This window comes from Flavobacterium stagni (assembly GCF_004122105.1).
In the GTDB taxonomy this organism is placed as follows: Bacteria; Bacteroidota; Bacteroidia; order Flavobacteriales; family Flavobacteriaceae; genus Flavobacterium; species Flavobacterium stagni.
Genome location: NZ_SBKN01000003.1, coordinates 1 through 14,714 on the forward strand (window position 1 = coordinate 1; position 14,714 = coordinate 14,714).

A 14,714-nucleotide genomic window follows, 5' to 3' on the forward strand; every position below is an offset into this window, starting at 1 on the left:
CCCAAGCGGTTAAGTTAAACGCCGTGATGTTATCGGTATCGTCGTCACATTCTTGGTAATCGGCCACAGGCTGTACCAAGGTCGGCAACGGATTCACCGTTAAGGCTTGTTCAACCAGTACATAACAATGTTCGTTGAACGAGTCAATGTTCAAGTTGCTCTCCACACGAATCCATACGTTCTGATTCACGTTGGCTGTCGTTGGTGTAAGAATCTCATTGGTATTTGCGACAGCGTCGTTATAACTCGGGTAGTAATGCAAACTCACATTGGTTTGTCCGTTTAAGATATAAGCGGCATTCACCGTCAAGTCAAAAATCTCATACCCATCTCCCGGACTATTCACATCACACTTGGCTGCCAAAGCCGGTGGGTTGGTATTCGGCGTCGGTATGGGTAATACTTTCACCGTCAACGTGGAATAACTCTTACAGCCTGTTGCATTAGTTAAAACCAAGAAAATCGTTTGGTTAGCCGCTATGGTATTCATAAACGCGCTAGGATTACTAATAGGTTGCGTATGCGCCGCATTTAAATAGTAGTTAACCGTTAAACCAGGGGTAGCCCCAATAAAACTCACCAAGTCAAAAGTGGTGAATTGATTATTCGGTGTGGCATCATCATCACATAATGCATATAAGGTAGGCAAACTCACAGGAGTTGCTAGGTTCACTTGTAAGTCAAACGAACCCACCGCAAAACAATGCGTTGATTTATGCTCCACACGCACCCAAATGGTCGTCGTGCCACAAGCGGTATAGTTGGTTGTATTCACAATCGGGTTGATTCCCGCAGGTGAAGCTGACGCATTGGCCTGTGAAGTGTAATAGGTTACCGTATAATTGTTGGCTGCTGTAGTTTGTTGGGCCAAAACCGCAGGAGTCTGTGCCGCCAAGTTAAAGGTCGTACACCCATCTGTAGGATTACTATCCACATCACAGTTATTTATCGTCGGCAAGTTAAACGGCTCGATAGGTGCAATGTTTACTTGTAACGTAATAGGTGCAATAGTCACACAACCTGTAGTCGGGTCTTCGGCGCGAACCCAAATGATTTGCGTAAATGGATCGTTGTTCACAAAAGGAACCGACACATTGATTGGGTTCAAAGGCGTCTGTGCATCAATCTGCGTTACGTGGTACGTGATGGTATAGAGTGTAGGCGCTCCCGAAAGCAATTGTGGGGTCAACGTACTCAAATCAAACAGACCCACACCGTCTTGATTGTCATCACATACGGTATAAGGTGCTGTCGGTACTAAAATACTTGGCTTCGGATTCACGACTAAATCCATGGTCGTTACTACAAAACACCCCGTCGTAGTGTTGGTTAAACGAATACCAAGGGTTTGATTATAAGGAGGTACGTTTTGATAGGCTGCCGTATTCGTAATCGCGTTGGTATTGGCATTGGCATTAGCCAAGGTCGGATAAAACTTCACTTGAATGCCTGTTTGTCCGTTTAAGATAGTTGGTAATTGCGAATTCAAATTAAAGAATTCATAGCCCACAGGAGCCGTAGTCTCACATAATTCATATTGCGGGAAGTAGCCCACAGCTGGTAATAGCGGTAATGGGTCAACCACCAAGTTTACGGACACTACATCAAAACAACCCGTAGTATTGTTCTGCACACGAATCCACAATGTCGTAGAGGCCGAGGCAAAAGCATTCGTTCCCGATAAGGCATTTTGAGGAACCAAAGCATCGGCTTGTGAGGTATAATAAGTCACTGTATGCTGAGAAGCCGATAAACTACCCAATACCTGTGGGTTCACCACTGTATTCAAGTTGAACACCGCAATACCATCCGTGTTATCATCACATTTGTGGTAATCCGCTGGAGGCGTAGCAACTGGTTTTTTATTCACGATTAATTGTAACGTAGTATATGACGGACAGTTCGGTGCAAGAGGATCAAACACCCGAATATATAATGTCTGTTGGTCGTAATCATTATTACAGAACAATTGCGTCAGGGGAATCGGATTCGAACCGGTCTGCGCATCGGTTGTCGTTAAGTGGAACGTCACTTGAACATTCGGATCGGTTGTGATTTCAGGAATCTTCGTAATCAAATCAAAGGTACACGCCACGCCGTCATTATTGTCGTCACAGACGATGTAGGGTGTGGGTAGGTTCACAATCGGACTAACAATTACATTGATAGTTCCTGTTAGTGAAGGTGCTCCACAACCACCTGTTGTATTTACCGTATAATTAAAAGTTTGATTGGATGTTATTTGTGGAATACCACTTATCTGAAGACTAGATCCATTAATTGAGAAGGTAACGCCATTGGGTAATCCCGTAACTGTCGCTCCCGAAGCTCCACCTCCGAAAAGGTATGTAATCGCTTGAATTACTGTTCCATTACATAATGTTTGATTGGTTGTTGGAACTGATGAAGTTAGTTGTAAAGTGGCAAAGGGTCGAATACTTATCGTTCCTGTTTGAGAAATTACACTACAACCTCCTACAGTTGTCACAGTGTAAGTAAAAGGCGAACCTGATAGTGTAGTTGGAGTACCAGAAATAGTAACTGTATTACCTACTACGTTAGCTGAAACCCCTGCAGGTAATCCCGTTACGGTGGCACCTGTAGCACCATTTCCTAAAGAATAAACAATAGTAGTTATAGGTGTATTATTACAAACAGTTTGCGAAGTTGTCGCTGTCGCTGATGTCAAACTCAACGTCACATTCGGATTAACCGTAATCGTTCCAGATAAAGATTGCGAAGAACAACCGCCAGTAGTCATTACTGTATACGTGAATGGCGATCCGGTTACTGTTGTGGGCGTCCCTGAAATAGTAACCGTCGAACCTGAAACCGAGGCGGTCACTCCCGTAGGTAATCCGGTTACGGTGGCTCCCGTAGCTCCATTACCTAAAGTATATACAATATTTGAAATAGTTGTGTTAATACAAACAGTTTGCGAAGTTGTCGCTGCCGCTGATGTCAAACTCAACGTCACATTCGGATTAACCGTAATCGTTCCGGACAAAGATTGTGAAGAACAACCGCCAGTGGTGGTTACAGTATAAGAGAAAGGAGAACCCGTAATTGTTGTAGGCGAACCCGAAATCGTCACCGTCGATCCTGAAACTGTAGCCGTCACTCCGGCTGGTAATCCGGTCACGGTGGCACCTGTAGCACCATTACCCAATGTATAAACAATAGTAGTGATGGCTGTGTTAATACAAACGGTTTGCGAAGTTGTCGCTGTCGCTGATGTCAAACTCAACGTCACATTCGGATTAACCGAAATTGTTCCTGATAAAGATTGTGAAGAACAACCGCCCGTAGTTGTAACAGTGAAGGAGAAAGGCGAACTAGTTATTGTAGTGGGCGAACCCGAAATCGTCACTGTCGAACCGGAAACTGAAGCTGTCACTCCAGCAGGTAATCCGGTTACAGTTGCCCCAGTTGCTCCATTACCTATAGTATATACAATATTTGAAATAGCTGTGTTAATACAAACAGTTTGCGAAGTTGTCGTTGCTGCTGAAGATAAACTCAACGTCACATTTGGATTAACGGAAATTGTACCTGATAAAGATTGTGAAGAACAACCCCCCGTTGTGGTTACAGTATAATTAAAAGGCGAACCAATAGTTGTGGTGGGCGAACCCGAAATTGTCACCGTCGAACCTGAAACAGTTGCGGTCACTCCCGCTTGTAATCCCGTTACGGTGGCACCTGTAGCACCATTACCCAATGTATAAACAATAGTAGTGATGGCTGTGTTAATACAAACGGTTTGCGAAGTTGTCGCTGTCGCTGATGTCAAACTCAACGACACATTCGGATTAACCGAAATTGTTCCTGATAAAGATTGTGAAGAACAACCTCCCGTTGTGGTTACAGTATAATTAAAAGGCGAACCAATAGTTGTGGTGGGCGAACCCGAAATAGTTACGGTCGAACCTGAAACAGTTGCGGTCACTCCCGCTGGTAATCCCGTTACGGTGGCACCCGTTGCTCCATTACCCAAAGTGTATATAATATTTGTAATTGGAGTGTTGATACAAACGGTCTGCGAAGTTGTGGCTGACGAAGAAGTCAGACTTAACGTCACATTAGGATTAACCGAAATTGTTCCTGATAAAGATTGTGAAGAACAACCTCCCGTTGTGGTTACAGTATAATTAAAAGGCGAACCAATAGTTGTGGTGGGCGAACCCGAAATTGTCACCGTCGAACCTGAAACTGTTGCAGTCACTCCTGCAGGTAATCCAGTCACGGTGGCACCTGTAGCACTATTACCCAAAGTGTATACAATATTTGTAATTAGAGTGTTGATACAAACAGTCTGCGAAGTTGTGGCTGTCGCAGAAGTTAACGTCAACGTTACGTTTGGATTAACAGTAATCGTACCGGATAAAGATTGCGAAGAACAACCTCCGGTGGTCGTTACTGCATACGTAAATGGCGATCCGGTTACTGTTGTGGGCGAACCTGAAATCGTCACGGTCGATCCTGAAACTGTTGCCGTCACTCCCGCAGGCAATCCGGTTACGGTGGCACCCGTTGCACCATTTCCTAAAGTATAAACAATATTGGTAATTGGAGTGTTGATGCAAACGGTTTGCGAAGTTGTCGCTGTTGCTGAAGTCAAACTCAATATCACATTCGGATTAACCGTAATCGTTCCGGACAAAGATTGTGAAGAACAACCACCAATGGTAGTTACTGTATACGTAAATGGCGATCCTGTTACTGTTGTGGGCGAACCTGAAATCGTCACTGTCGATCCTGAAACAGAGGCAGTCACTCCCGCAGGTAATCCGGTTACAGTTGCACCAGTAGCACCATTTCCTATAGTATATACAATAGTAGTTAATGATGTATTGATACAAACGGTTTGCGAAGTTGTCGCAGCCAAAGAAGTTAGACTCAATGTCACATTCGGATTTACAGTAATTGTCCCTGTCAAAGTAACCAATCCACAACCACCAGTTGTAGTAACCGAGTAGGAGAAAGGCGAACCTGTAGTTGTGGTGGGTGAACCTGAAATCGTTACCGTCGAACCTGAAATAGTTGCCGTCACTCCCGCAGGTAATCCGGTTACAGTTACACCAGTAGCCCCACCGCCGAAATTGTATGAAGTATTTGAAATCGGTGTATTAATACATACGGTTTGATTTGTAGTTGTTGATCCAGAGGTTAATGTTAAAGTAACTCCTGGATTCACGGTAATCGTTCCTGATAAGGATTGTGAATTACAACCTCCTGTTGTTGTTACTGTGTATGTAAAGGGTGATCCTGTGGTTGAAGTTGGTGATCCTGAAATTGTCACAGTAGAACCTGAAACCGATGCAGTTACACCAGGGGGTAACCCTGAAACAGTAGCTCCTGTGGCACTACCTCCAAATGTATAGTTTATTGTTGAAATAGGTGAATTAGTGCATAATGTCTGCGAAGTGGTTGAAACCGCTGAAGTTAAAGTTAAGGTTACATTAGGTGTCACAGTTATTGTACCATTTAAAGTGGCTGTTCCACATCCACCGGTTGTTGTTACAGTATATGCAAACGGAGACCCTGAAGTAGTAGTTGGCGTGCCTGAAATAGTCACTGTTAAACCCGATACCGTGGCTATCACTCCCGCTGGTAAACCAATAACTGTAGCACCAGTTGCTCCATTCCCAAATGCATAAACGATATTAGTTATTGGATTATTGATACAGACTGTTTGAGTTGTTGTAGCTGCTGAAGATGTCAATGATAGGGTTGCTAAAGGCCGAACGGTTATTGTACCGTTAAGCGATTGCGTGCCACAGCCGCCAGTTGTAGTAACAGTGTAGGAGAAAGGCGAACCTATAGTAGTGGTGGGCGAACCCGAAATTGTTACCGTCGAGCCTGATACAGACGCTGTCACTCCAGCAGGTAATCCGGTTATAGTAGCTCCTGTAGCTCCATTTCCAAAAGTATAGGTAATCGGATTTAGTACAGTATTAATACAAATGGATTGGTTCGTTGTAGAAGCGACACTTGTTAAGCTTAATGTTACTAAAGGATTAACTGTAATTGTACCATTCAAAGTTTGAGGATTACATCCCCCAGTTGTTGAAATTGTATAGCTGAAAGGTGATCCAACAGTAGTGTTTGGTGCTCCCGAAATTAATACTAAATTTCCAGAGACAGTAGCAGTTACACCTGAAGGTAATCCTGAAACTGTTACTCCTGTTGCACTTCCCCCAAAAGAATATACTATTCCTGAAATAGAGGCATTGATACATACAGATTGATTTGCTGTTGTTGCCGCAGTAGTCAATGTTAAAGTTGATGTTGGTCGAACCGTTATTGAACCTGTCAGTGTTTGCGTTCCGCATCCGCTAGTGGTTGTTACCGTGTAAGAGAAAGGCGAACCTGTGGTTGTGGTAGGTGAACCTGAAATCGTCACCGTCGAACCTGAAACAGTTGCCGTCACACCCGCAGGTAAACCCGTAACTGTGGCACCTGTAGCTCCACTGCCAAAAGTATACGTGATGTTGGTAATCGCTGTATTCACACAAACCGTTTGCGCAGTCGTTGCCGCCACAGAAGTTAGGGTCAATGTCACACTTGGATTCACAGCAATCGAACCTGTCAGCGATTGCGTACCACAGCCGCCTGTAGTTGTTACCGTGTAAGAGAAAGGTGAACCTGTGGTTGTGGTAGGCGAACCTGAAATTGTCACCGTCGAACCTGAAACCGTGGCTGTCACTCCTGCAGGTAATCCCGTAACTGTGGCACCTGTGGCTCCACCGCCGAAAGTATACGTGGTATTAGTTATGGCTGAATTCACACAAACGGTTTGTGAAGTTGTCGCTGCCGTAGAAGTTAATGTCAATGTCACACTTGGATTAACAGTAATCGAACCTGTCAGCGATTGCGTTCCACAGCCGCCCGAAGTTGTAACAGTGTAGGTGAACGGCGAACCTGTGGTAGTGGTGGGCGAACCTGAAATCGTCACCGTCGAACCTGAAACCGTGGCCGTCACACCCGCAGGTAATCCCGTAACTGTGGCACCTGTAGCTCCACTGCCAAAAGTATACGTGATATTAGTTATGGCTGAATTCACACAAACGGTTTGCGCAGTCGTTGCCGCCACAGAAGTTAGTGTCAATGTCACACTTGGATTCACAGTAATCGAACCTGTCAGCGATTGCGTACCACAGCCGCCAGTGGTTGTAACAGTATAAGAAAAAGGCCAGCCTGTAGTTGTAGTAGGCGAACCTGAAATTGTCACCGTAGAACCTGAAACAGTTGCCGTCACTCCTGCAGGTAATCCCGTAACTGTGGCACCTGTGGCTCCACCGCCAAAGGTGTACGTGATATTAGTAATCGCTGAATTCACACAAACAGTTTGCGTAGTCGTTGCCGCCACAGAAGTTAGTGTCAATGTCACACTTGGATTCACGGTAATTGTACCCGTCAGTGTTTGCGTTCCGCATCCGCCCGAAGTTGTAACAGTGTAGGAGAAAGGCGAACCTGTGGTTGTGGTAGGCGAACCTGAAATTGTCACCGTCGAACCTGAAACAGTAGCCGTTACACCGGCTGGTAATCCCGTTACAGTGGCACCTGTAGCACCACTGCCAAAAGTATATGTGATATTTGAAATGGCTGAATTCACACAAACGGTTTGCGAAGTTGTCGCTGCCGTAGAAGTTAATGTCAATGTCACACTTGGATTCACAGTAATCGAACCTGTCAGCGATTGCGTTCCACAGCCGCCTGTAGTTGTTACCGTGTAAGAGAAAGGTGAAACTGTGACTGTGGTGGGCGAACCTGAAATCGTCACCGTCGAACCTGAAACCGTGGCCGTCACACCCGCAGGTAATCCCGTAACCGTTGCACCTGTAGCTCCACTGCCAAAAGTATACGTGATATTAGTTATGGCTGAATTCACACAAACGGTTTGCGCAGTCGTTGCCACTGCAGAAGTTAGTGTCAACGTTACACTTGGATTCACGGTAATTGTACCTGTCAGCGTTTGCGTTCCACAGCCCCCTGTAGTTGTTACCGTGTAAGAGAACGGCGAACCTGTGGTAGTGGTGGGCGAACCTGAAATCGTCACCGTCGAACCTGAAACCGTGGCTGTCACGCCCGCAGGTAAACCCGTAACTGTGGCACCCGTGGCTCCACTGCCAAAAGTATACGTGATATTAGTGATGGCTGAATTTACACAAACGGTTTGAGCAGTAGTTGCCGCTGCAGAAGTTAGTGTCAATGTCACACTTGGATTCACGGTAATTGTACCTGTCAGCGATTGCGTTCCACAGCCGCTAGTGGTTGTAACAGTATAAGAAAAAGGCGAGCCTGTAGTTGTAGTAGGCGAACCTGAAATCGTCACCGTCGAACCTGAAACCGTGGCTGTCACTCCCGCAGGTAAACCCGTAACTGTGGCACCCGTAGCTCCACTGCCAAAAGTATATGTGATATTAGAAATGGCTGAATTCACACAAACGGTTTGCGCGGTTGTTGCCGCCACTGAAGTTAGTGTCAATGTCACACTTGGATTCACAGTAATCGAACCTGTCAGCGATTGCGTACCACAACCGCCAGTGGTTGTAACTGTGTAGGAGAAAGGCGAACCTGTGAATGTGGTGGGCGAACCTGAAATCGTCATCGTCGAACCTGAAACAGTTGCCGTCACTCCTGCAGGTAATCCCGTTACGGTGGCACCTGTAGCACCACTGCCAAAAGTATACGTGATATTAGTTATGGCTGAATTCACACAAACGGTTTGCGAAGTTGTCGCTGCCGTAGAAGTTAATGTCAATGTCACACTTGGATTCACAGTAATTGTACCTGTAAGCGTTTGCGTTCCACATCCGCCTGTGGTTGTTACGGTGTAAGAGAACGGCGAACCTGTAGTTGTGGTAGGCGAACCTGAAATCGTAACGGTCGAACCTGAAACCGTGGCCGTCACACCCGCAGGTAATCCCGTAACCGTTGCACCTGTAGCTCCACTGCCAAAAGTATACGTGATATTAGTTATGGCTGAATTCACACAAACGGTTTGTGAAGTTGTCGCTGCCGTAGAAGTTAATGTCAATGTCACACTTGGATTCACGGTAATTGTACCTGTCAGTGTTTGCGTTCCACAGCCGCCAGTGGTTGTTACCGTGTAAGAGAAAGGCGAACCTGTGGTTGTGGTAGGCGAACCCGAAATCGTCACCGTCGAACCTGAAACCGTGGCTGTCACTCCCGCGGGTAATCCGGTTACAGTGGCACCCGTGGCTCCACCGCCGAAAGTATACGTGATATTAGTTATGGCTGTATTCACACAAACGGTTTGTGCGGTTGTCGCCGCTGCAGAGGTGAGTGCTAATGTATTTGAATTATTAACTGTAATAGTAACGGTATCAGTTACGATACAACTTGCACCATTATTTGCGGATAATGTGTATGTTGTTGTGGTGGTTGGGCAAACTGTTGGAGTTAAGGTATTCGCATTTGTCATTCCAGTTGTTGGTGACCAAGAGAACGTAGGTAGTGTATTTTGAAATGTAATGCTCCAATTATTGAGTGTACCTACATCACCACCTGCATCATCCTGAACAACAAGTTGCCAATTGCCATTTATAACACTACCATTCAAAAGGGAAAAGGCTTGTTCAGGAATGAAATTACCTGTAAATGGGGCAGTACCTGCAGTGATTAGGGTAGTAGCAGACATCGAAAAGCAAGTGTTCGTATAATTTTCATCTAAACTACCATTGTCAGTTGACAGTTCGATTCGGGTACCATTAGGCGCTTGTAAATAAATATCCAAATCACTATCCCATGTATGTGTGATATCCAAACAAACCGAAACGATACTTGATGCGCTTACAATATTAGGAGTGACACCAGTGACAGCAATCGTTGAAACAGCACCTGTAACAGTATCTGAATCTGGAATAGCAACTGCAGTATTGTTTGTAAAAGTAACGGGACCAGTGGCTCCTCCTACAGCATTGGTAGACCCAGATAAAGTAACACAAGCACCAGCACAGATTGTTGTCGGATTTCCAGCATCGACTGTGGGTTGTGGATTTACTGTTACAGGTAAGGTGATCTGATTTTGACAACCACCAGGAACTGCTGTAAGCAATAAACTAACATTGTAAGTACCTGCAGCGGCATAAGTGTGGATTGGGTTTTCTATAGTAGCAGTAGTGCCATCACCAAAATTCCAGCTGTAAGTAAAATTCCCGTTGGTTGTATTTGTAAATTGAGTTGCATTTCCTAGACAAACAGTAGTCGCTGTAAATGTAGGGTTTGGACTGGCAAAACTTGCTGTAGTTCCTGCAAAGTCCAAAGTAAATCCTGAGGATGAAGTCGAGGTAAATCGATCAACTAAAATGGTGTAGGTATGACCCGCAATCAAATTAATGGTTGTGTTACATTGCGTACCTGTACAACCTAAACCTGTTGCTCCCGTTGCACCGGTTACACCGCTCCAATTACATGAGAGTTCGGTACCCGGACAGGAAGTTGTTGTATCATATACTGCAAAATCGTAATCAATTACCGAGTTTGGAGTAATGGTAAAGGCTAAAACGCCGTTGGTTGCCGCTGTAAATGTATACCAATTGGAAGACCGTTCTCCAGGCGCACCAAAACAGCTTGGCGCTTCAGTAGACGTTCCAACACCTCCTGGGCCATCAGGAACTGAAACATTACTCAAGTTACAAAGGGTTTGAGCCGTCACACAATCTTGTACAGGTAATGTTGGACCAACAGGTTGCGCTTGTTGCGCACAAATTCCAAAAGTTCCTGTGGAAGCACCATTACCATCAACAGCTACGTAATAAGTGTTTCCAACAGTTAGACCGTGTAAAATAACATTGGTGTGCAATAATCCTCCTGCAGTATTGATGTCTTCTTGACAAGCCAGTAAGGTAAGTGAGCCACAACTCCCGCTGTATACTGCAATTTGAGTATTGGCTAATGTTCCTCCAAAGTTGGTCGATAATTCAATATCAGCTGTTGCAGCAACAAATGAAAACCAAACGGTGGTACTCATGGTGTTAGGTATCCAACAGGCAGGAGTGCTTGGATTTCCCGTGGTTGTGCCTCCAGTTAAATCATATAAAATGGAGTTACATGTACCATTACCGACGGTAATTGGTATAGCCGTTCCACACGTGTCATTGGCTGGTTGGGCATAACTTGTAATACCCAAAAAAATGAAAAGAAGTAATAGTATATTTTTCATTATTTGATGTATTAAAGTTTAGATTTTGCTTTCAAATATTCTTCCCGACTGACCGGTTTGTCATTGAGAATATAAAATTCTTCTGCAGTAGCTTTTACATTGGTGGGAATTTTATTTTTAGAAAGCATTACATCGGAATAGAAAATTATTTTTACACCTTCAGGTTTCGGAATTAGAATTGTACCGTCTGCACTAATTTCTGGATAGTTTCCACAATCAATGAATACCGTATCCCCTTTTTTTGCGTTTTCAAAAATGAAGGTAAGTGAGTTGGTTGGAGTGGCACTAGATTTACCAGAGTGATGTGGAGCGCCAACTGTATTAGTAAATACATCTCCTTTTTGATTTTCATCATTGAGATACCAATTTTGCGAAAATAAAGCAGTTGGTATTAATAAAATGAAGAGCCAATTGTACTTGCTTTTAATTAATGCAGAATTATCCATTTTAATAAATTTATACGCCATTCAAATATATATAACCTGATTTATTTTTTAAAACAATGTTAATAATATTGAGTTTTTTTCGATGTAAGAATAGTTGGCTGAATAATGAAAATTTGTAGCGTTAATTTTTTGAATTATCTCTAATTTAATGATATGTAATTTTTTATTAAGTCAGATTAAGTAAGACATTAGATGAAAAATGTAAAATTGCCGAGTAGTTCATCGACTTTTTTTTCGACGAAAGGAATTGTAAACTGTAGAAAAATCCATTTATTTTGCACTGCACTCTAAATTAAAGCGATGACTAGGACATCGTGGATATACGTATGGAAAGAAAAATAATAATTTATGATTCTGTTCCTTTAATGCAATATGCTTACAACGCATTATTTGGAAAAGATTTGAAATGTGAACTACAATTCGCAGAAAGTGAATTCGACTTGGAAAACAAAGTAAGTTCAGAAAACTTTCATTTGGCCTTAATTGATGTATTTCAAAAAGATCGAATCAACCTTTCAATTATCAAAAGGATTTCAAAACTCAATAAAAAATTAAACATTGCTGTTTATTCTTCTTTGTTTGATGACGAACTAAAGGCAAAAGCATTAATGTATGGTGCCTCAGTAGTTATTGAAAAAACAGAAAGTGCTGAAAGCATTATAAAAACAGTTCTTTTATTATCAGATGGCTCGCGTTATTTTGATAAAAAAATGAAACTCAATGCCAAATTGAAATTGGTAAAGAAAAAGAATAGCAGTCCGCTGGTTAAATTATCTTCCCGAGAATTACAAATTGCAGAATTATTGGTTTCCGGTGTTTCAAATAATACTGTAACACAGCAATTAAACCTAGCAGCAACTACCATAAGTACCTATAAAAAAAGGATATTTATAAAAACACAAACCCAAAATATCATCGAATTATCTGAACTTTTCAAACAATATAACAAAAATAAATAGGAAAAATCCTTAAAAAAAATAGTGTTTTTCGCATTGTGTATCCAATTCCGTTCGTTTACTTTTGGATTATAATTTTAATCTAATTTCAAAAATTACTAATTTTCAAAGTTTGGCTTTATTGTATTATAGTCAATTTCAATAATTTTATAGGAATATTGAATTTTTTCTACAAGTTGTAATTAAGATTTTGTTCTATAAATTTTTTTTATGTTTAATTAAAATATTGCATTCAAGAGGATTAAGTGTTAATTTTAAGAAAACTTGTAAATAAAATTTTAGATTCAAGTAACTTAAATGTAATTTTGAATACTAATGTTCGAGTTGTCGAATTATTTTGAAGAAAAAAGTTATAACCTGAGCGCAATCCAGAGGGCACGTTCTTTCTTTCGATTACTGTTTTAGAGTGCAGAAATCCTATTGTTTGGGTTAATCCATTTCCCGCCAATGGAATAGCATTGCATCTGTAATAAGTTGATTGCAGTATATCACTAATGTTTTACTTGCATTTGATCAGTTGGAATAAACATGAAAAAAAAATCCAAAGCTGCAAACTCTTTCGAGTAATTTATTTCAGATGCACTCAGGTTTTACATCAAATAGCGAAGTTTTGATACTATTGAAGCTTATAAAAACATAAGTTTTCCAACAAAAACCCTACTTCGTACTAATGAAACCCCTAGTTTGTAAAAATTAGGGGTTTCTTAATTTTAAGTACATAATTTTGATTTTGAATGACTTATTTAAAATCCAAAAAAAAGTTTTTAAATTCCTTTCATTTCTATTTGCAAAACACAAAAAGCTTATTATATTTGCATCCGCATTGCAGCAGTGATGTGAACATATTGGAGAAATGGCAGAGTGGTCGATTGCGGCAGTCTTGAAAACTGTTGACTGTAACAGGTCCGGGGGTTCGAATCCCTCTTTCTCCGCAAATAAAAAACCGATTAGAATTTCTAATCGGTTTTTTTATTTATACTATTTTTAGTTTAGTATGTAACATATTCCGTTATCTCCAATCCATAACCAATCATTCCTACGCGTTTGGCTTGAAAACTATTCGTGATTAAGCGAATTTTAGAAATGTCGATGTCGTGTAAAATTTGGGCACCTATACCAAAATCTTTGGTATCCATTTTCATTTGAGGCGCTTCCATAATGCCTTCCGACTGCAACTGTTTTAATTCAGAAATACGCGTCAACAACTCTGATGGATCTCTTTCGCTATTGATAAATATAACTGCTCCTTTTTCTTCCTTATTTATTAATTGGAATACATCATCCATTTTTTTATCCATACAGCTTGTGAGTGCATTTAAAACATCGCTGTTGGCCGGACTCGAAATAATACGTGTCAAAACCGAATCACCACTATTCCAACTTCCTTTCGTTAAAGTGATATGAATTTGTTTATTGGTAATCTGTTGGTAGGCACGTAAACGGAATGATCCGTATTTGGTTTGAACCTGAAAATCTTCTTTTTTCTGAATTAAACTGTCGTGTTGCATACGATAGGCAACAAGGGCTTCAATGGAGACCAATTTTAAGTCAAATCGTTTGGCTACTTCTACCAATTGCGGTAAACGCGCCATGGTGCCGTCTTCGTTCATGATTTCCACTATCACACCCGCCGGTTTAAATCCAGCTAAACGTGCAAAGTCAATAGCCGCTTCGGTATGACCTGTTCGTCGTAATACGCCACCTTGTTTAGCCGTTAACGGAAAAATATGTCCGGGACGCGCCAAATCAAAAGGCTTTGTGTCTTCATTAACCAATGCCAAAATGGTTTTGGCTCGATCCGCCGCTGAAATACCAGTCGTAACGCCATGGCCTTTTAAATCTACAGAAACAGTAAAAGCCGTTTCCATATGATCGGTATTGTTTTTTACCATGGAATGTAATTCTAGTTCGGCACATCGTTTTTCAGTAAGCGGTGCACAAATTAATCCTCGGCCATGCGTAGCCATAAAATTAATCATTTCGGGAGTAACCGTTTCTGCTGCTGCAAGGAAATCCCCTTCATTTTCGCGATCTTCATCATCGACAACAATGATAACTTTACCTTGACGAATATCTTCAATGGCTTCTTCTATTGTATTTAGTTGTATTGTAGCACTCATA

4 protein-coding genes and 1 tRNA gene are annotated in these 14,714 nt (G+C 42.0%); 2 read left to right on the top strand and 3 right to left on the bottom strand.

Annotated features, from left to right (window positions below; translation table 11 throughout):
* Together EQG61_RS06095 and EQG61_RS06100 are read right to left on the bottom strand one after the other, a co-directional pair.
* The coding region (locus EQG61_RS06095; RefSeq protein ID WP_129461032.1) for a beta strand repeat-containing protein at window positions 1-11,191 on the bottom strand (11,191 nt) is incomplete at its 3' end.
* 11 nt (window positions 11,192-11,202) lie between these two features.
* A complete protein-coding gene (locus EQG61_RS06100; protein WP_164974898.1) occupies window positions 11,203-11,658 on the bottom strand; it encodes a hypothetical protein in 456 nt (151 codons plus the stop codon).
* Window positions 11,659-11,963: 305 nt separating this feature from the next.
* Here EQG61_RS06100 and EQG61_RS06105 point away from each other — a divergent pair, with 305 nt between their 5' ends.
* Window positions 11,964-12,596, top strand: coding sequence for a response regulator transcription factor (locus EQG61_RS06105; RefSeq protein WP_129461034.1), 633 nt, complete (start codon window positions 11,964-11,966; stop codon window positions 12,594-12,596).
* 844 nt (window positions 12,597-13,440) lie between these two features.
* Window positions 13,441-13,525, top strand: a tRNA-Ser gene (locus EQG61_RS06110).
* Between the two features lie 57 nt (window positions 13,526-13,582).
* Here EQG61_RS06110 and ribB read toward each other — a convergent pair.
* Complete coding sequence (ribB, locus tag EQG61_RS06115) at window positions 13,583-14,713, bottom strand: 3,4-dihydroxy-2-butanone-4-phosphate synthase (RefSeq protein WP_129461035.1); 1,131 nt, start codon at window positions 14,711-14,713, stop codon at window positions 13,583-13,585.
* Window position 14,714 lies beyond the last annotated feature (1 nt).

Coding starts and splice junctions, on each gene's coding strand:
- ribB (WP_129461035.1), bottom strand. CDS start 14,713: ATGAGTGCTACAATACAACTAAATACAATAGAAGAAGCCATTGAAGAT.
- EQG61_RS06100 (WP_164974898.1), bottom strand. CDS start 11,658: ATGGCGTATAAATTTATTAAAATGGATAATTCTGCATTAATTAAAAGC.
- EQG61_RS06105 (WP_129461034.1), top strand. CDS start 11,964: ATGGAAAGAAAAATAATAATTTATGATTCTGTTCCTTTAATGCAATAT.